Annotated in this window: 19 protein-coding genes; 11 read left to right on the forward strand and 8 right to left on the reverse strand. The window is 74.4% G+C overall.

Translation table 11 applies throughout. From position 1 onward, the window contains the following. The 4 genes from DSM112329_RS10060 to DSM112329_RS10075 all read left to right on the forward strand — a co-directional run bounded on the left by DSM112329_RS10060 (window position 1) and on the right by DSM112329_RS10075 (window position 5404). Window positions 1-1272 (forward strand): MlaD family protein, encoded by a 1272-nt coding sequence (locus DSM112329_RS10060; protein ID WP_354701685.1) that lies wholly within the window; start codon window positions 1-3, stop codon window positions 1270-1272. An 84-nt stretch (window positions 1273-1356) separates the two neighbouring features. Next, window positions 1357-2640: an MlaD family protein gene (locus DSM112329_RS10065; RefSeq protein WP_354701686.1), complete on the forward strand. Its 1284-nt coding sequence runs from the start codon at window positions 1357-1359 to the stop codon at window positions 2638-2640. Between the two features lie 38 nt (window positions 2641-2678). Then, entirely contained in the window at window positions 2679-4088 is a 1410-nt protein-coding gene (locus tag DSM112329_RS10070) for an MlaD family protein (protein ID WP_354701687.1), read from the forward strand. Next, window positions 4085-5404, forward strand: coding sequence for an MlaD family protein (locus DSM112329_RS10075; protein WP_354701688.1), 1320 nt, complete (start codon window positions 4085-4087; stop codon window positions 5402-5404). Before DSM112329_RS10070 ends, DSM112329_RS10075 begins: the two co-directional genes overlap by 4 nt. Window positions 5405-5519: 115 nt before the next feature. On the opposite strand, the gene DSM112329_RS10080 is transcribed toward DSM112329_RS10075, so the two are convergent. Beyond that, complete coding sequence (locus DSM112329_RS10080) at window positions 5520-5738, reverse strand: hypothetical protein (RefSeq protein ID WP_354701689.1); 219 nt, start codon at window positions 5736-5738, stop codon at window positions 5520-5522. Between the two features lie 117 nt (window positions 5739-5855). After that, on the reverse strand, window positions 5856-7904 hold the full coding sequence (locus DSM112329_RS10085; RefSeq protein WP_354701690.1) for an ATP-binding protein: 2049 nt from the start codon (window positions 7902-7904) through the stop codon (window positions 5856-5858). A 37-nt stretch (window positions 7905-7941) separates the two neighbouring features. Here DSM112329_RS10085 and DSM112329_RS10090 point away from each other — a divergent pair, with 37 nt between their 5' ends. Beyond that, window positions 7942-8337 carry a hypothetical protein gene (locus tag DSM112329_RS10090; protein ID WP_354701691.1) on the forward strand — a complete coding sequence of 132 codons (396 nt, stop codon included), beginning with the start codon at window positions 7942-7944 and terminating at the stop codon, window positions 8335-8337. Window positions 8338-8554: 217 nt separating this feature from the next. On the opposite strand, the gene map is transcribed toward DSM112329_RS10090, so the two are convergent. Further along, complete coding sequence (gene map / locus DSM112329_RS10095) at window positions 8555-9307, reverse strand: type I methionyl aminopeptidase (RefSeq protein ID WP_354701692.1); 753 nt, start codon at window positions 9305-9307, stop codon at window positions 8555-8557. A 63-nt stretch (window positions 9308-9370) separates the two neighbouring features. Here map and DSM112329_RS10100 point away from each other — a divergent pair, with 63 nt between their 5' ends. The 3 genes from DSM112329_RS10100 to DSM112329_RS10110 all read left to right on the forward strand — a co-directional run bounded on the left by DSM112329_RS10100 (window position 9371) and on the right by DSM112329_RS10110 (window position 10690). After that, window positions 9371-9673 carry a hypothetical protein gene (locus tag DSM112329_RS10100; RefSeq protein WP_354701693.1) on the forward strand — a complete coding sequence of 101 codons (303 nt, stop codon included), beginning with the start codon at window positions 9371-9373 and terminating at the stop codon, window positions 9671-9673. A 161-nt stretch (window positions 9674-9834) separates the two neighbouring features. After that, window positions 9835-10098 carry a hypothetical protein gene (locus DSM112329_RS10105; protein ID WP_354701694.1) on the forward strand — a complete coding sequence of 88 codons (264 nt, stop codon included), beginning with the start codon at window positions 9835-9837 and terminating at the stop codon, window positions 10096-10098. Window positions 10099-10126: 28 nt separating this feature from the next. Further along, entirely contained in the window at window positions 10127-10690 is a 564-nt protein-coding gene (locus DSM112329_RS10110) for a dihydrofolate reductase family protein (RefSeq protein WP_354701695.1), read from the forward strand. Window positions 10691-10737: 47 nt separating this feature from the next. Here DSM112329_RS10110 and DSM112329_RS10115 read toward each other — a convergent pair whose 3' ends face one another. Beyond that, window positions 10738-12354: a GMC family oxidoreductase N-terminal domain-containing protein gene (locus tag DSM112329_RS10115; protein WP_354701696.1), complete on the reverse strand. Its 1617-nt coding sequence runs from the start codon at window positions 12352-12354 to the stop codon at window positions 10738-10740. Between the two features lie 78 nt (window positions 12355-12432). Here DSM112329_RS10115 and DSM112329_RS10120 point away from each other — a divergent pair, with 78 nt between their 5' ends. Continuing rightward, window positions 12433-13023: a helix-turn-helix domain-containing protein gene (locus tag DSM112329_RS10120; protein WP_354701697.1), complete on the forward strand. Its 591-nt coding sequence runs from the start codon at window positions 12433-12435 to the stop codon at window positions 13021-13023. Window positions 13024-13088: 65 nt separating this feature from the next. Further along, complete coding sequence (locus DSM112329_RS10125; protein ID WP_354701698.1) at window positions 13089-14372, forward strand: serine hydrolase domain-containing protein; 1284 nt, start codon at window positions 13089-13091, stop codon at window positions 14370-14372. Between the two features lie 7 nt (window positions 14373-14379). Here DSM112329_RS10125 and DSM112329_RS10130 read toward each other — a convergent pair whose 3' ends face one another. The 3 genes from DSM112329_RS10130 to DSM112329_RS10140 all read right to left on the reverse strand — a co-directional run bounded on the left by DSM112329_RS10130 (window position 14380) and on the right by DSM112329_RS10140 (window position 16833). Further along, window positions 14380-14757, reverse strand: a complete 378-nt coding sequence (locus DSM112329_RS10130) for a Na-translocating system protein MpsC family protein (RefSeq protein ID WP_354701699.1) — start codon at window positions 14755-14757, stop codon at window positions 14380-14382. A 197-nt stretch (window positions 14758-14954) separates the two neighbouring features. Further along, window positions 14955-15698 carry a glycerophosphodiester phosphodiesterase gene (locus DSM112329_RS10135; protein WP_354701700.1) on the reverse strand — a complete coding sequence of 248 codons (744 nt, stop codon included), beginning with the start codon at window positions 15696-15698 and terminating at the stop codon, window positions 14955-14957. Between the two features lie 127 nt (window positions 15699-15825). Beyond that, window positions 15826-16833: a sensor domain-containing diguanylate cyclase gene (locus DSM112329_RS10140; RefSeq protein WP_354701701.1), complete on the reverse strand. Its 1008-nt coding sequence runs from the start codon at window positions 16831-16833 to the stop codon at window positions 15826-15828. A 137-nt stretch (window positions 16834-16970) separates the two neighbouring features. On the opposite strand from DSM112329_RS10140, the gene DSM112329_RS10145 reads away from it, so the two are divergent. Next, on the forward strand, window positions 16971-17192 hold the full coding sequence (locus tag DSM112329_RS10145) for a DUF3072 domain-containing protein (protein ID WP_354701702.1): 222 nt from the start codon (window positions 16971-16973) through the stop codon (window positions 17190-17192). A 30-nt stretch (window positions 17193-17222) separates the two neighbouring features. On the opposite strand, the gene DSM112329_RS10150 is transcribed toward DSM112329_RS10145, so the two are convergent. Further along, window positions 17223-18464 carry a cytochrome P450 gene (locus DSM112329_RS10150; RefSeq protein ID WP_354701703.1) on the reverse strand — a complete coding sequence of 414 codons (1242 nt, stop codon included), beginning with the start codon at window positions 18462-18464 and terminating at the stop codon, window positions 17223-17225. Window positions 18465-18474: the final 10 nt, after the last annotated feature.

The following is an 18474-nucleotide window of genomic DNA, read 5'->3' on the forward strand; positions in this document are numbered from 1 at the left end:
ATGAGCACCCGCCGCCCGCAGCCCCGCACCCGTGTCCCCGACACCCAGATCGCGAGTGTCCGCCGCGAGACCGTCCTGGGCCTCGTCGTGCTGCTTTTCGTCGGGGTCATCGCCTACCTGTCGACCACGGCGATCAACGGCACGCCGTTCACGAGCGCTTACGAGGTCCGGGTCCCGCTCCCCGCCGAGTCGCCGGTCGTCCGCGACGGCGATCCCGTCCGGATCGGCGGCCGGCGCGCCGGGCAGGTGCGGAGCGTCGAGCTCGGTGCCGACGGCCGGACCGCGCTGGCGCTCATCGAGCTCCCCGACCATCGGGTCGGCCCGGGCGCGAGCGCCCGGGTGCGGCTGAAGGGCCTGGCCGGGGCGACGTACGTCGCGCTGAGCCCGGGTGACACGCGGCGCCCGCTGCCGTCCGGCGCGACGCTCGCCGCCGGCAGCGTGACCGGCGCGGCCCAGCTGAGTGACGTCGTCGCCGCATTCGACGCCGAGACGCGCGGCGCGCTCGGGCGGACCCTGACCGGGAGCGGCGGCGGCCTCGCCGGCCGCGGCACGACCCTCAACCGGACGCTCGCCACGCTGCCCGGCACGCTGGCGCAGGCGACGCCGCTCCTGCGCGCGATGGTGCCGCAGCCGGGTGCCCTGACCGGGCTCGTGGACGCGTTCGACGGCATCGCCGGCGCCGCGGCCCCCAGCGGGACCACCGACCTGCGGCGCCTCGTCCCCGCCGCGCGCCGGGTCCTGCAGACCACCGGCGCCGCGGCCGGCGACCTGGACCGGACACTCGCCACGCTCCCGGCCACGCAGCGTCAGATCACGCGGACGCTGCCCCGCGCGGACACGCTCCTGGCGGACGTGCGCGCGGCCGCCGGCCGCCTGCGCCCGGGCGTCCAGGCGCTGCGGTCCGCGCTGCCGGCGGTCCTGCGCGTCGAGGACCGGCGTGCGGGCCTGACCACGCTCGCCGACGTCGGCCGCACCGCGAAGCCCGTGCTGGACATGACGCTGCCGGTCACGCTGCAGCTGCGCGGGACGGCCACGGCGTTGAGTGCGGTCAGCGACCCGCTGGCCAAGCTCGCCACGGACCTCGTCCCGTACCGCAACGAGCTGACCGAGGCCCCGGCCGGCTTCACCCGCTGGGGCGACTTCGTCTACCAGGACGGTCAGGCGAAGGGCCACCGCGCCGTCCGCTTCTCGATGGTCTTCACCCCGCCGTGCCACCGCAGCGCGTTCAGCCCGCCCGGCACCGGCGCGGGCAACCGGAAGGCCTGCCGGTGAGTGCCGAAGGACTCGCCCAGGGGGCTCGCCTTCGGACGGGCGAACCCGCCCAGGGGCTCGTTCGCCCGCGTCGGAGGCTGCGCCATGCCTAGTGTCGTCACCCGCCCCGCGGACCACCGCCGCCTGCTCGGCCTGGCGGTGCTCGTCATCGCACTCGCCGGCTCGCTGCTGCTGTGGCAGCGGCCCAACCCGTTCGCCGGCCACACGACGGTCCACGCGATCGTCGACGACGCGTCCGGGCTGGCCCCGGTCGGCGCCGAGGTGCGCGTCGCCGGGACGAAGGTCGGCACCGTCGAGAGCCGGCGCCGGGTGGGGGACGACGCCGAGCTCGAGCTGCGCCTGGACAAGGACGCCGGCACGATCCACCGCGACGCGACGGTCAGCCTGCGCCCGCGGCTCGCGTTCGAGGGCACCGCCTTCGTCGACCTGACCGTCGGCACGCGGGCTGCCCCGGCCCTCGGCGGCCGGACGATCCCGCGCGCGCAGACGTCGACCTACGTCCCGCTCGCGGACGTGCTGAGCATCCTGGACCGCGACGGGTCGCGTGCGCTGCAGGGGACGCTCGCCGGCCTGCGCGACACGCTGAGCACCCCGGCGCCGGGGGCGATCTCCGCCACGCTGAAGACCGCGCCCGCGCTGACCCGGACGCTCGGCCGCACGGCCCGCGCCGCACGCGGCCCCGAGGCCCGCGAGCTGCGCCGCGCCATCAGCGGGTTCGCGAAGACGGCCCGTGCGGTCGCCGCCCACACCGGCGACGTCCCCGCCCTGGTCGACGAGACGGGGACGACCGCCCGCGCCCTCCAGACCGAGGGCGGCGCGTCGCTGAACGCGACGCTCCGCGAGCTGCCGCAGGCCACGCGTCGCCTGCAGACCGGCGGCCGGGCGCTCGCGCAGACGGTCCGCACGCTCAGGCCGCTGGCACGTGACCTGCGGCCCGCCGCCCGCACGCTGACCCCGGCGCTGCGGACCGCGCGGCCCCTCCTGCGGCAGGCGGCCGGGACGCTCACCCGCGCCACGCCGGTGCTCGCCGAGCTGCGGGCCGGGCTGGACGCCGTGCCCGGCGCTGCGCCCCCGACCCGGGCCGTCCTGACCGCGCTGCGTCCCACGCTGAACGTCCTCGACACGACGCTGCTGGGCGCGCTGGAGCGCAGGACGACGCTCGGCACGCCGGCCTACGTCGCGTTCCTCGGGCTCTTCGCCGGCGGCGGCGGCGCCTCCTCGTCGTTCGACCAGGGCGGCCACTTCATGCGCTTCGGCTTCCGCTTCCTGACCGGCCTGGCGCTGCCGCTGCCGCCGTGCGCGCTGCTGCAGTCCGCGGCGCCCGCGGTCGGGCAGGCGCTCCAGCAGGCCGGGGCGTGCACGCCATGACCACGCGCTCCGCCAGGCGCCGCGGGTCCCGTGCGGCCGTGACACGTCCGCGCCGTCGCGTCGTGCTGTCCCCGGCCGGCCCGACCCCGCGCCTGGGCCGCACGATGATCGTGCTCCAGGCCGTCGCGGCGCTGCTGTTCGTGGGCGCGCTGCTGCGCGCCGAGGGCGTCCGGCTGCCGTTCACCGGCGACGCCGGCTGGACGCTGCGCGCGACGTTCGACGACGCGTCCGGCCTGCGCGATGGGCTGCGCTCGCCGGTGCTCGTCAGCGGCGTCCCGTCCGGCACGGTCGACGACGTGCGGCTGCAGGGCGGCCGCGCCGTCGTGACGCTGCGCCTGGACGAGGACGCGCGCGGCAAGGTCCGGACCGACGCGGTCGCGACGGTCGAGCCGCGGTCGGCCCTCGAGGACCTCACGGTCAACCTGACCCCGGGGTCGGCCTCGGCGCCGGGCGCACCCGACGGCGGGACGATCCCCACCGCCCGCACCCGCGGGGCGGTCACGCTCGACCGCGTCACCGCCGTCCTGGACGCGGACACCCGCAGCCAGCTCGCGCTGCTGCTGGACCAGCTCGCCGTCGGGCTCCGCGACCGGCCCGGGGCGCTCCGCGACGCGATCACCGCGCTGGCCCCCGCCGCCGACAGCGGCCGGCGCGTCACCGCCGCGCTGAGCGAGCGCCGCGACCGGCTCGCCCGCCTGGTCGGCTCGCTCGACCGCCTCGCCACCGCCATGGCCGCGAACGCCGACGCCCTGGAGCGCAGCGTCACTGCCGGCCGCGCGACGGTCCGCGTCAGCGCGCGCCGGCAGGCGGCACTCGCGGCCACGGTCCGCGCACTGCCCGGGACGCTCCGCGCCGTCGACGATGCCCTCCGGCGGACGACCGCGCTGGCGACGCCGCTGGATCCGGCGCTGCGGCGCCTGCGCCCGGCCGCCCGCGCGTTGCCGGGTGCGCTGCGCAAGCTGCAGCAGACGACGCCGGACGCCCGCGCCCTGCTGACCGATGTCGACGCCCTCGTCCGGGACGGCGGCGCGTCGGTCGCGCGCCTGCGGTCGACCCTGCGCCGCCTCGGGCCGACCGCCACGCGCCTGACGACGCCCGTCCGGCAGCTGCAGCCGATCGTGAAGGCGTTCGACGACCGCCGCGACGGGATCGGCCTGCTCGGCGAGCGGTTCAGCGGCGTGCTGTCCACCAACGACGAGAACGGCGCGATCCTCCGCGGCCTCGGCTTCTTCGAGGCGTTCAACCCCGCGAACTTCGGCGTCCCCGGCGCGACCGGCGCACGCCTGGCGTCGCTCAAGGCGCAGGTTGTCCGCGCGCTGGTCTCCACCTGCCGCGAGACCAACGCGCTCGCCTGCCTGACGCGCTACCTCGTGCCGGGGCTGCCGGGCGCGGTCCGTTCGCTGGGTGATGTGCCGAAGCTGATCGACGGGGGAGGGAAGGGCCGATGAACCTGTTCCTGACCCGCCGCGCGAGGCTCGGGCTGCTGGTGTTCGCGGTCGTGTCGATTGCGCTTGCGCTGTTCCTCTCGGCGCGCTTCGGCGGGCCGGCGCTGCGGACCAGCACGCCGTTCACGGTCAGCACCGTGCTGCCCGACTCGCAGGGCGTCGGTCCCGGCTCGGACGTCCTCGTCCGCGGCGTCCACGCGGGCCGCGTGGGGAAGGTGACGCGGACCGCCGGCGACCGCACCCGCCTGAAGCTCGAGCTCGACGCCGGCGCCCGCCGCCACGTCCGCACCGACGCCGTCGTGCGGATCGGGACCAAGACGCCCCTCGGCGAGGCGTTCGTCGACCTCGACCCGGGCCGCGCGGCGACCCGAACGCGAGAGGGCGCCGTCATCCGATCCGCGCCGACGGTGCAGATCGACGAGGCGCTCGAGGCGCTCGACCCCGGGGCGCGGCGTGACCTCGCGTCCGTGCTGAAGACGAGCGGCCGCGGGCTGCGGTCGCCCGCGGCGGCTGCCCGTCTCGGCGCCACCGTCGAGGGTCTCGACCAGACCGTGGCGGCGTTCGACCGGCTCACCGGGACGCTGCGCGGGCAGGCCGGCGACATCGCGGGGGCGGTCCGGTCCGGGCGCGCGATCTTCGGGGCGCTCGCCACGCGGCAGGCGGGCATCCGCAGCCTCGTGGTCAACGCGCGGCGGACGCTCGACGCCGCCGGGGCCGACCCCACCGCACTGCGGGCCGGCCTGCGTGAGCTGCCCGGGCTGACGCGCGAGATCCGCGGCACGCTCGTGCAGGCCGAGGGCCTGATCGACGACGCGCGCGGGCCTGTCCGCGACCTGCGGCGCGCCGCGGGGCCGCTGACCGCCGCGCTCACCGCGGCGCCGGCTCCGCTCGACGACCTCGGCACGGTGCTCGGTCGCGCGGCGCAGGTCCGCGCCGCGGCCGACCCGGCGCTCGCGTCCCTGAAGCGGACGCTGCCGGCGCTCACCCCGGCCCTGCGCGGGCTCGGCCCCGCGCTGGCGAACGTCGTCCCGATGCTCGACTACCTCGCGCCGCGCACCCAGACCATCGCGGCGTGGTTCACCAACACCGACGCGCTCGGCCAGAACGGCGACGCCCGCGGCAAGTGGGCGCGGTTCTTCATCGGCATCGACCCCAACACGGCGCTCGGGATCCCCGGGGGCAGCGCCCCGCGACGCAACGCCTACACGCCGCCCGGGGACGCCGCCGCGAACCGGGCCTTCCAGGCGGGCGACTTCCCGCGGCTGCAGCCGTACGCGCCGGCCCTGGCCGGAACGGGCAAGGTGGCCGCGCGCCGCTGACGGTCGCCCGTCGGCCGCGGCCCGGCGGCAGACGGCATGCAGCCATTCGCGCTCAGCGTCACTGGCTGCATGCCGTCTGCTCAGCGCCGACCTGCGCGACCGACAGCGGACCGCCTCACGGCGCGGCGGAGGGCGCCGCGGGCGCCGCGGGCGCGGACGGTGCGGTGGAGTTCGTCGCCGGCGTGTCGGTCCCCGGACCGATCGGCCCCGTGATGGTGTCCTGGATGGTCGCAGTCGTCGGCTGATCGGTCGGCGTGTCGCTGCCACCGGTGGAGTCGGCCGCGCAGCCCGCCCCGATGCCTGCGGCCGCCGCGCAGATCCCGACTGCGGTCATGCGGAGCCTGCGTGTGGTCTGTCGATTGCCATCCATGCACGCCGCCTACCCCGTGACGCGCCGATGATGTGGCGCGTCGTTCGCAACCGTTCGCGCGGGCAGCGCGCGGCCTGCGGATCACCCCGGCCGAGACCGCCCATGCCGGTCTGCGGCCCGTCGCAGCTCGCCCGCGAGCGCGGCCCGGTTCAGCGGCTTCGGGAGGAACGCGTCGGCCCCGGCGTCGCGCGAGCGGGCGCGGTCCTCGTCGAGGACCGACGCGCTCGTCACGACGATCCACGGCTGCCGGCCGGCCGGGGCAGCGGCACGGATCGCGCGCGTCGCGGCGGCCCCGTCGAGGTTCGGCATGTGGAGGTCCATGAGCACGAGGTCGTAGTCCGCCCGGTCGGCGGCCGCCACGGCCTCGCGGCCGTCGACGACCAGGTCGGCACTGATGCCGCTCGCGCTCAGGAGCGCGCTCATGACGTGGCGGTTGACCGTGTGGTCCTCGGCCACGAGGACGCGCAGCCCGGCGACCCCGGCCTCCGCGGGCTCGGCGTGGACGGCCGCCCAGGTCGTCCCCGACGGGCGGATCGCCTCGGCGAGGCCGCGATGCGTGATCGGCAGGGCGACCGCGCGCCGGTGACGATCGAGGGCACCCGGATCGTCGACGAGGACGACTTCGACCTCGTCCCGGTCGCCGTCCCCGTCGCCGGTGCCGGCTCCGGCGACAGCGGCCAGCTCCTCGCCCACCACCCGCAGCGACGCCGCCGGATCCACCACCGCGCCCAGCCGCGCCACGGCGAGCTCCACCGCCCGCTGCGTGCCGGCGTGCGGATGGGAGACCGCGACGCGGACACCGTCCAGCGGACGCTCGCCCGCCGCCGGGGGCGGGCTCAGGCCCGGCAGCCGCAGGCGGAACTGCGAGCCGGACGAGACGTCCGGGACACCGTCCAGCGTGCCGCCCATGAGCTCCGCCAGCCGCCGGCTGATCGGCAGGCCGAGGCCCGTGCCGTCCTGCTGGTGGTCGGTGTCCGCGGCCAGCTGCGCGAACGGCTCGAAGAGCGTCGCGAGCTGCGCCTCGCTGATCCCAGGCCCCGTGTCGCGGACGTCGGCGACCAGCGTGGGTCCGTCCGCGCCAAGCCGCAGCGTGACCTCGCCGGCCGGGGTGAACTTGACGGCGTTCCCGAGCAGGTTCACGAGGATCTGCCGGACGCGGTGCTCGTCGGCGTCCAGCTCCCCGACATCCGGCTCCACCTGCAGCACGAGCCGCAGGCCCTTCGCCTGGGCCTGCGCGGCGACCAGCGCGACTGCGTCCTCGGCGCAGGTGACGGGGTCGAAGGCGGCCGGCCGAACCGCGAGCCGGCCGGCGCCGAGCCTCGAGTAGTCCAGGATCTCGTTGATCAGCCCGAGCAGGTGCTCACCCGACGCATGGATGGTCTCGACGTAGGTGTGCTGCTCCGCGTCGAGCGACCCGTCGCGCAGCAGCTCGGCCAGGCCGATCACCGCGTGCATCGGGGTGCGGAGCTCGTGGCTCATGGACGTGAGGAACTCGGTCTTCACGCGGTCCGCCTCCTCCGCGGCCGAGCGTCCCGTCCGGTCGTCCGACCGCAGGTGGCGGAGCTGCAGCAGGATGATCGCCAGGGCGCCGCCGGGTGACAGGGCCGCGGCGACCAGGACGTACGGGCCCGCGCCGCCCGGGAGGTCCGAGTCCAGCAGCGTGGCCGCCAGGACCAGGTTCACCCCGAGGACCGCCGCTCCGGTCACGAGCGCCGCGGCCAGGGCGCGTCCGTCGAGGTAGGACACGGCGAAGGCCAGCGCCCACACGCCGCCGAGCAGTGCCGCGATGCAGGTCTCGGGCACGCCGAAGACGCCCGTCAGGCACGGGAACGACGTGCCGAGGACGACCAGCAGCGCGGCGTCCGCGACGCGGCCGGTCCGCAGCAGCGTCCGGGCCCAGGCCAGGGCGGCGACCGTCACCCAGACCGTCAGGCCGGCCCACGCCGAGCCCGTGTCGGGGGCCAACACGCCGAAAGCGTTCAGGCCGGCGGCGAGGAGCACGGCGAGGACCAGCGTCGGGCCGACGAACACCTCGAGCCGCTGGACCTCGCTGCGACCGACCGCCGCTGCGGTCGTCATGTGCTCGTCGCCGGCATCCTCCGGCGACCATACGGCGAAGGGGCGCCGCATGGGTCCGCCGTGGACGGACTGCTGCGAGACTGCGGACGTGACCGGCACCGCCACCGCACGAGCGCACCCCGCACTGCGCCTGGTCCTGTGCGACGACGCGGTCGCCTACCCGCTGATGGTGGCGGCCTGGCTACGCGCGCTCGACGGACTCGAGCTCGTGGCGGTGCTCCCGGACCTCGCGGCGCTACGGGCCCGGGTGGCCGACCTGGCGCCGGACGTCGTCCTGCTCGACGTCGTGCTGCCGGACGGACGCGTCGACCGCGGCCTCGTGGACGCGCTGCGGACGGCCGGCGGTCCGGACCTGCGCGTCGTCCTCGTGTCCAACCACCTGCCCGACGACCTAGAGCAGATCGCGGCGGAGGCGGGCGTCGACGCGTGGTGCTCGAAGATCGACGGCGCCGACGGCCTCCTCGGCGCGCTCCAGCAGGCCTGACCGCACAGCGACACCACCGCTGCCGACGACGACCTCGTCGTCATCGATCCGCACGAACCGCTCGACGCGCTCGTGGTCGGCGAAGCAGAGGGGGCAGCACCCGAAGGCCTCCATCGTCGGACCGCCGAAGTTGGTGCCGCAGGACGGGCAGTGCATGAGGCTCATACCCTTGTCTGCCCCGAACGCCCCCGCGGCAACCGGCCTGACCGCGCCCGGATCAGGCGGCTGCGGTCAGCACCTCGGGGCCGCCCGCGGCCACCATGATCGTGTGCTCCGCGTGCGCCGAGCGGCTGCCGTCCCGGGTGCGGATCGTCCAGCCGTCGCCGTCGACGCTGAACGCAGGCCGCCCGGCGACGATCATCGGCTCGATGGTGAAGACGAGGCCCAGCGTGAGGACCACGTCGCCGTCGGCGTCGGGGTTCGGCCAGTTGTGGACGGTCGGGGCCTCGTGCATCGCGCGCCCGATGCCGTGGCCGGTGAGCTCGCGCACGACGGTGAACCCGCGGGCCTCGGTGACGCGCTCGACGGCGCTGCCGACCTCGCGCAGCGTCGCGCCCGGCTGGGCGGCGCGGATCCCGGCGGCGAGCGCTGCACGAGCCGCATCGATCAGCCGCCGTGCCTCGAGGTCGCCGTCGCCGACCGTGACCGTGCGCGCTGCGTCCGCGTGGTAGCCGCGGAGCTCGGCTGCCACGTCGAGCGTAATCATCTGACCGTCCCGCAGCGCGCGCGACCCGGGGATCCCGTGCACGATCTCGTCGTCGACGCTGATGCACACGCTTCCCGGGTAGCGGTAGGTGAGGATCGGCCCGGACCGCGCCCCGCGCCGGGCGAAGTGCGCGGCGGCCAGCGCGTCGAGCTCGGCTGTGGTGACCCCGGGGGCCACGGCCGCCTCGAGCTCATCGAGGGTCTCGGCGACGAGGCGGCCGACCGCGCGCATCCCGGCGAGGTCCCTGGGCGTGTCCGCTGACATGGCCTGTAGTAAAGCGACAGTGAATCGTGATTGCCCGCGGCGATAGGCGGGAACCTTCGCACCATGGCCTTGAAGACATGGACCGTGGAGACGCAGGGCAACCGCCACGAGGTCACCCTCGACTGGGGGTACTGGGGCGGGCGGAGGACCGTCTCCGTGGACGGGAAGGAGGTGGACTCCAGCACGTTCCCGCTGCGCTGGAAGTCGACGCAGGAGTTCGACCTGGACGGCACGCCGTGCGTGGTGCGCACGAAGCCGTCGACCAAGTTCTCCGCGCGCTTCCTCGTCGAGCTCGAGGTCGACGGGCGGCTCATCGACTCGTCGAGCCCACGCGACGGCTGGGAGTCGAAGAAGAAGGCGGCGTGACACGGCGGCTACGCTGAGGCGATGACGGGCTCGTCGCAGCGGCAGGGCAGGGCGTGAGACCCACGCCGAATCGCCCTTGGGGCCCGGGCCTCAGCTCCGCGAGCGGCGCCGCGACACGGCCCGCGCCGCCGCCGGCGCCCTCCGGCCCGATGACCCGGTCGGTGGCACGTCTGCCCACCGACGCGACGTTGCCGGTCGATGTCGTGGTCAACGGCCTGCCGCAGACCGAGGGCGTGGACTACTTCATCGTCGGGCGGCTGATCGTCTTCGACCGCGCGCTGTTGGCCGGCCCGCCGCCGTCGCGTCCGCGCCGGATCCTCGCCGCATGCCTCGGCATCCACGTCGGCGGCGACACCCTCGACGTGCATTACCGGACCGGCGGCACGTTGCGCGCCGCCACCGGGCTCGACATCGCCCGCTGCTGACGACACCGCCTCATGGGAGGCTTGTCCCATGAGAAAACTGACCTTCGCGATGAACGTGTCGCTGGACGGCTACATCGCCGCGCCCGGCGACGACCTCGGCTGGACCGTGCCGTGCGACGAGCTGTTCCAATGGTGGTCCGACCGGGTGGGGACGACGGACCTGGCGCTGTACGGGCGCAAGCTGTGGGACGGCATGAGCGCCCACTGGCCGACCGCCGAGCAGCAGCCGGACGTGACACCGGCGCAGGTGCAGTACGCCCGCCGCTGGCTGGAGATGCCGAAGGTGGTGTTCTCGTCGACGGTCAGCTCGGTCGACTGGAACGCCCGCCTGGTCACCGGCGACGCGGTCGCCGAGATCACGCGGCTCAAGGCCGAGGGTGACGGCACGATGGACATCTGCGGCGCCACCCTGGCCGCGGCCGCGATGCGGGCCGGGCTGATCGACGAGTACGTGCTGGCCACCGCCCCGGTCCTGGTGGGCGGAGGCACGCCGTTCTTCACGGCCCTGGACTCGTGGGTGAACCTGTCGCTCGTGGAGACACGGACGTTCCCCGGTGGCGTCGTGCTGACCCGGTACGAGACCAGGCGCTGACCCTGCGGGCGCCCAGACGGGCGCCGAGGGTCGGGTCCGGGGCGGGCTCAGCCGGCCGCGACCGCGGCGGTCGCAGCCGGCGACGCCGACGTGATGCCGCGGAGCAGGTCAGCGGCCTTCTCCCCGATCATGATCGTGGGCGCGTTGGTGTTGCCCCCGGGGATCACCGGCATGATCGAGGCGTCGGCCACGCGCAGGCCCTGCAGCCCGTGCACCCGCAGCTGGGAGTCGACGACGGCCAGATCCTCGGTGTCGCTCATGCGGCACGTCCCGCTGGGGTGGTAGAGGAGCATCATCCGGCGGCGGATGTCGGCCTCGAGGTCGGCGTCGTCCGTCATGTCCGGGCCGGGCTTGATCTCGCGCACGATCTTCCCGCGCAGGGGGTCGGCCGTGGCGATCTCACGAGCGAGCTTCATGCCGGCGACGAGCGACCGGACGTCGTCGAGCTCCGAGAGCGAGTTCGTGACCAGGCGCACCTTCGCGGTCGGGTCGCTGGAGCCGAGCCACACCTGGCCGCGGGCCTGCGGGCTGACGAGCACCGGGCCGAGCACGATGGCGTGCCCGTCGAACGTCTCCGCGCCGTGGTCCTCGAAGTAGGCGGCGCCCATGTGCATCTGGATGTCCGCGGCCGGCAACCCGGGGCGGGTCCGGACGAACGCGTTGACCTCGGCGACCGTCGAGGTGAGCTTGCCGCTGCGACGCAGACCCCACTCGAGGAGGTTCTTCGGCGCGTCGGCCTCGTACAGCGTGTCGGTGTCGGACACCTCGTAGAGCGCCGTCATGAACGGGTGGTCCTGCAGGTTGCGGCCGACGCCGCGCAGCTCGTGGCGCGGCTCGATGCCGACCGCGCGAAGCTCGTCCGGATCACCGATGCCGGACAGCATCAGGACCTGCGGCGAGCCCAGCGCGCCGGCGGCGAGGACGACCTCGCGCTCGCACCGCGCGAGCTCCTCGCGGCGGCCGCGCTGGTAGCGGACCCCGGTGACGCGATCGCCCTCGAGCTCGAGGCCCAGGACGAGTGCACCGGTCACGACGGTGAGGTTGGGGCGGGCCATCGCCGGGCGCAGGAAGGCGTCGGCCGTCGACCACCGGCGGCCGTTCTTCTGGAACACCTGGAACGGCGCCACGCCATCCTGCTCGGGACCGTTGTAGTCGACGGCGCGCGGGATGCCCGCCGTGACGCTGGCCTCGAGGATGTCGCGGCAGATCCGGCGCGGGGAGCGCTGCTCGGCGACCTCGACCGGCCCGCCGGCGCCGTGGAACTCGGACGCGCCGCGGGCGTTGTTCTCGGACTTCATGAAGTACGGCAGAACGTCGTCCCAGCCCCAGCCGGGCGCGCCCTGCGCCGCCCAGAGCTCGTAGTCGAGCGGGCGGCCGCGCACGTAGAGCATCGCGTTCATCGAGCTGGATCCGCCGAGCGACTTCCCGCGCGGCACGTACATCCGCCGGTCGTCCACGTGCGGCTCGGGCTCGGTGTAGTAGTCCCAGTCGAGCTTGGTGTGGAACTGGTTCGGGAACGCCGCCGGGATCTTGATGTTCGGGCTGCGGTCCTGACCGCCGGCCTCGAGCAGCAGGACCCGGGCCGTCGGATCCTCGGACAACCTGCCGGCCAGGACGCAGCCGGCTGACCCGGCGCCGACGATGACGAAGTCGTAAGTGCTCATGGAAAACACTTTACGGCATGTAAAGCGTAAAACGCAAGTGCTTTGTCATAGCGCAGCTGTGAAGTACCATGCCCGCTCATGGCCACCCTCAGCCGGCGGGAACGCACCGACGCCACGCGCCAGTCCACGGAGGCCGCCCTCATGGCCGCGACCGTCGAGCTCCTGGGCGAGGGGACGCCGTTCGCGGAGCTCGGTATCGAGCAGATCGTGCGGAAGGCGGGCTTCTCCAGGCCGACCTTCTACAGCTACTTCCGCGACAAGCGCGAGCTGATCCTCAAGCTCGGCGAGGTGCTCCGGGACGCGGTCGCGGCCGCGGCCGATCCGTGGCTGACCTCAGGTCAAGGCATGGTCCGCGAGACCCTGCAGGGCGTGCTCGAGGCCTACCGGGCCAACCGCGAGACGCTCGCCGCGATCACCGAGGCCGCCACCTACGATCAGGAGGTCCAGGCCTTCTGGCGCTCGTTCAACGAGCGCTTCGCCGTGATCGCCACCGAGCGCATCGCCGCCGGCGTCCCGGCGCTCGATCACGCTCACGCCGCGGCGCGGGCCTACGCCCTGGTGTGGATGACCGAACGGTCGTTCACCGAGCACGTCGCCGACCCCACCCGGGACGAGGACGCGCTGCTCGACGAGCTGGCCGGCGTCTGGCAGCGCGCGACGAACCCCTGAGGGCCGCTGCGTTGTCGTGCCACGGCGCGGTTGGCGGCCCGCGCTTCTGGGAACTCCGTTCGACCATGGACCTCGCACGGATGCCGCTGTCCCTCGCCCGCTGTCCCTTGCAGCGCCTCGGGCTGACCGACGCCGACCCCCCGTCCCGCGCCGACCCACCGCCGCGCGGCTTCGCCGGCACGGTGGCCGACGGCTACCTGCCCGTGGCCGAGGCGTTCGGCCGGATCCTCGCCGGGGGCGGCCGCGGTGGGGCGCTCACCGTCCGCCGCGGGACGCAGACGCTGGTCGACGTCCACGCCGGCTGGGCGGACCCGCGCGAGGAGCGGGAGTGGACGGCGGACACCCCGTCGCTGTCGTTCTCCACGACCAAGGGCGTCACGGCGACCGCGGTGCACGTCCTCGTCGACCGCGGCCTGCTGGCCTACGACGAGCCCGTCGCCACCTGGTGGCCGGAGTTCGCCGCCGGCGGCAAGGAGCGGCTGACGCTGCTCGACGTGCTGAGTCACCGCGCCGGCCTGTCCGACGTCCGCGCCCTCGCGCGTCACGCGACCGACGTCCTGGACGCCGAGCGCATGGAGGAGCGTCTCGCCGCCGCGCGTCCGTCGTCCCTGCGCGGCGCTCCCGGGTACCACGCCTACACGTTCGGCTGGCTCGCCGGCGGGATCATCCGGCGCGTGACGGGGCTGCCCGTCGGCGACGCCGTACGCACGCTCGTCGCCGAGCCCCTGGGGCTCACGGGACTCTCGATCGGCCGTCCGCCGGGCGGCGTCGCCCCGGCCGAGGTCGTCGGCTCGTCCCTGCGCCTCTACGGCGCGACCGAGCGGCTGATCGCGCCGGTCTGGGGCAACGTGCCGCTGACGCGCGCGACGGTACGCGCGCTCGTGTTGCCGGGCCTCAGCGGCCTGGTCTACGGGCGCGACCCGGCGATCTGGGACACCCAGATGCCGGCGGTCAACGGCGCGTTCACCGCCCGAGCCCTGGCGGGGATGTACGCGGCGCTCGCGAACGGCGGCGCCGTCGGGGGCCGGCGACTCATGGGCGCGGAGACCGTCCGGCGCCTCGGGAAGGTCCAGGCCCGCGACCGGGACCGCGTCCTGGGCCTTGGGATGCACTGGCGGGCGGGCTACCACCATGCGTTCATGGAGGGCGCGCCGGCCCGCCAGGCGTTCGGGCACTACGGCTACGGCGGGTCCGGCGGCTGGGCCGACCCGGAGAGCGGCCTGTCCTTCGGATACGTCACCAACGACATCGGTGCGATCACGTCCCCGGTCGGCGACCGCGCGCTCTTCCGGCTCAGCGGCGTCGTCCGGCGCTGCGCGGACGGCCAGGCGCTCGCGGCCGCTGCGTGAGCGCCGCTCAGACGAGCAGCGCGGCCTTCTGCGGAGCAAGGATGAAGCTCTCGACCGAGTAGTCCGGGTCGACGCTGTTCGAGCTGAGGAAGGCGACGACGGTCCGCCCGGTCGCCTCTTCGACGCCGGCGATCAGCGCCGGACCCATCGCCTCCTGAAAGGCGCGGCGGGTCCCGAGAACCAGCTCCTTGCGATCGAAGTCCACGAGGGTGTGCTCGCCCTTGGTCAGGGTGTCCTGCATGACGACGGTCACGAGGTCACCGTTGAGGTAGGCGCGGGCCTGCGTCGGTCCGCGGCCGGTGGCGTCGCGGGTCACGCGGACGACGAGGTTCGCGATGACGCTCGTCACCGATACGAGCTGGGCGTCTGCCTGTGGTTCGGCCATGGGGGTGGCCTCTCTGCCGACCTCCTGAAAGCAAGAGCCCCCCGGCGACGGAGGTCAGGCGGGTGCTTCCCGCCGAGGGACCCGCAAGACATACGGGGCCGGATCAGGTGGCCGGGGTCTGCCTGCGTTCCACCACACTAGGGCGAACAGCGGGCGGCCGCCGCGCCATGTGGCCGACGCGCCGGCAATGAACGCCTTCAGGCGCCGGCGGCGGCCGGGACGGCGAGGGCATGGCGGATGTCCGCCGGCCGGTCCGTCGTGATGGCGTCGACGCCGAGGGCCGCCGCCCGCGCGGCCAGGACCGGGTCGTTGATGGTCCCGGTCGTCACCGCCAGACCACCGTCCTGCAGACGGTCGACGAGCCTCTGGTGCAGGAGGAAGTGCTCCACGCAGACGCCGCGTACCCCGCTGCCGTGCGCCCACGCCAGCAGCGCCTCCGGCGCGTAGTCCGCCCAGATGACCACCCGCGCCGCGAGGCCCCGCGCTGCTGCCGCCTCGCACGCGGCGGTGTGGAAGGACAGCACCTCCAGGCCGTCCCGCCCGCCGCGCGCAGCGACGACGTCCGCCACCGCGTCCGCGGTGGCACGGGCCAGCGACGGGTCGCCGTGCGCCTTCACGTCGAGCTGCAGCGCGAGCGAGGCGGGGACGGTCTCCAGGAGCTCCTCGAGCAACATCGGCGGCTCGTTCGTGGCGGCGCCGCTGCGGTCGCGCAGCGCGGCGGTCTCCAGCGCCGACCAGGGCGTCTCGTGCGCCCAGCCGTCGAACGTCGTGCCCTGCCGCAGCCACGGGTCGTGCAGCAGCACGACCCGGCCGTCGGCCGTCAGGCAGACGTCGGTCTCCAGGCCGTCGACATCGTCCGCGAGCACCGCGCGCAGGCTGAGGCGGGAGGAGTCCGGGCCGTGGCCGGCGCCGAGCCGGTGGGCGATCAGGGCGGGCCGCATCCGACCATGGTCCGGTGTCGCCGGCCCCGCCGGATGATCAGGCGGTGACCAGCAGGTGAAGATTCCGCCAACATCAGCCCGCGTCGGCTGCGGCCTCGAGCGCAGCCCGGCAGGTCAGGTGCCGTGGCTACGTCGTCGCGGTCAGCTTCGTTGCCATCGCAGTTCGGTCGCGGCCGGCGTGCTTGGCGTCGTACAAGGCGGCGTCCACCCGGCCGATCAGCTCGTCGACGGTCTCGCGACCGTCCCAGCAGGCGACCCCCGCGGAGCACGTCCGTCCTTCGGGAACCGCGGCTCGGAGCCGGTCGGCGACCGCGAGGGCCGCGGCGGGGTGACAGTCCGCGAGCAGCACGCAGAACTCCTCGCCGCCCCAACGGCCCAGCAGGTCGCCGCTGCGGAGCTCGGCCCGCCACGCCGTCGCGCTGCGCTGCAGCAGGACGTCTCCCGCCGGGTGACCGAACTCGTCGTTGTAGCCCTTGAACCCGTCCATGTCGAGCATGACGACGGCCACCGGCGCGCCCGAGCGCTCCGAGCGGGCGAGCTCCCGCTCGAGCACCTCGTCCATCGCCCGGCGGTTGGCGGCCCCGGTCAGGGCGTCGGTCCGGGCGAGCTCGCTCAGCGCGTCGACGTGACGCCGGAGCCCCAACTGGGTCTGCGCCGCGGTGGCGAGGACGGCCAGCGCGTCGAGCTGATCGGGGTCCAGCGTGCGCGGCGCCGGGTCGTGCACGCACATCGTCCCGATGGCGTGGCCCTCCGCGATGAGCGGAAAGCCGGCGTACGACCCGATCGTCCCGTCCGTGACGAACGGGTTGGCGGCGAACCTGTCGTCGGCACGCGCGTCGCTCACGAGCAGCGGGCGGTCGGGGTCGAGGATCGTCCACGTGCAGAAGGTGAGCCCGCGCTCGACGGCGACTCCGGGCGTCCCGAGCCCGCGCGCGGCGCAGAACCACAGCTGCTCGGCACCGACGAGGTTGATCTCGGCAGACGATGTGGCGCAGATCCGGGCGGCCAGCCGCACGAGCCCGTCGAGCGCTGCCTCCGGCGGTGCACCGACCGCGCCGACCCGGTCCAGGGCAGCGACACGTTCGTCGTCGTCGGACGGCGTGGACAGGACGGTGGCGGGGACGGGTCGTTGCACGGGGGTGTCTATCGACGGGTGATTCTCGGTACGTCGGCAGTTGCCGGCCGGACTTGAGCTGAACCTGTGCAAAATCGTCTGCGGAGTTGGCACGCGAACACGTGTTCGCGCGACCGCCGGCTGGGTACGCGGTCCCCATGAGCAACCAGGAGCCGACGCCCACCCCGAACCCCGAGAAGGATCCGAACGACTGGGTCACCGGCGACGAGCCCGCGACCGGGCCGCAGCTGTCGTACCTGCAGACCCTGGCGCAGGAGGCGGGGGAGGACGTGCCGGCCGACATCACGAAGGCCGACGCGTCCATCACGATCGACGAGCTGCAGGCGCGGACCGGGCGCGGCACCGACAGCGCCGCCTGACCCGGGCCGCCTGCCGTCGGGCGCCGGACGCTACCCGGCGCTCCCGGTCAGCCGGACCGGCAGGTGCTTCAGCTGGCTCGAGAACTGCGAGACCACCCAGCTCGGCTCGCCCGCGAGCGCCATCTCGGGGAACCGTCGCACGCTCTCCTCGACGAGGATCTTCAGCTCGAGCCGCGCCAGCGCGGTCCCCAGGCAGAAGTGCCGGCCGCCGGCGCCGAACGCCTGGTGCTCCGGGTTGCGGGTGACGTCGAAGCGGTCCGGGTCCTCGTAGCGGCTCTCGTCGCGGTTGGACGACGGGTACCACATGGCGATCTTGTCGCCCTTCTTGATCGGGCAGCCGCCCAGCTCGGTGTCCTTGGTCGCTGTGCGGCGGAAGTGGGCGAACGCCGGGAACATGCGCAGCGCCTCCTCGACGGCCGCCGGGACGAGCGTCAGGTCGTCGATCAGGAGCGCACGCTGATCGGGGTTCTCCATCAGCGCACGCATGGTGCTGGTGTACGTCGCTTTGGTGGAGTCGTTCCCCGCGGCCATGAGCAGGACGAAGCCGGCGAAGATCTCGGCGTCGGTGAGCACGTCGCCGTCGATCTCGGCGAACACGAGCGTGCTGATCATGTCCTCGGTCGGATTCGCGCGTCGATCGTTGATCAGCTTCATGCACTTCTCGTACATCGGCGGCAGGTGCTCGGCCACGAGCTGGTCGAGTCCGCCGGGGTTCATGACGGGGTCGCCGAAGCCGAGCAGCGTGTTGATGGCCTCAGCCCAGGGCTTGTCGTCCTCGGGATCCAGGCCCATGAAGCTGCCGATGACGCGGGCCACGACGGGCTGGGCGAGGTCGGTGACCAGGTCGCACTCCGTCCGGCCCTCCAGGCCGTCCATGACGCGGTCGGTGATCTCGCGGATGGCCTCCTCGTGACGGGCGATGGCCTTCGGCGTGAAGGCCCGCTGGAACAGCGCCTTGATGCGGTCGTGCATCGGCGGGTCCATGCCGATGAACATGCCGCGCACGAGGTCCTGGGGGACGCCGTGGTCGGTGAGCAGGAAGTTCTCCGCGGACGAGTAGGTCTGCCAGTCCTTGCTGACGGTGTGCACGTCCTCGGCGGTCGTCACCGACCAGAAGCCGGCGTCCTCCGGGGTCTGCGTGATGCCCGGACTCCAGTGGACGGGGCACTGCGCGCGCAGCTCGGTGAAGACCTCGTGCGGCGGACCGGCCTCCCAGAGCTCGTTGTCGGCGACACGCAGGTTCTCGAGGTCCAGGGATTCACGAGTTGACATGGTGTCGACA

It is taken from the genome of Paraconexibacter sp. AEG42_29 (genome assembly GCF_040581415.1).
In the GTDB taxonomy this organism is placed as follows: domain Bacteria; phylum Actinomycetota; class Thermoleophilia; order Solirubrobacterales; family Solirubrobacteraceae; genus Paraconexibacter.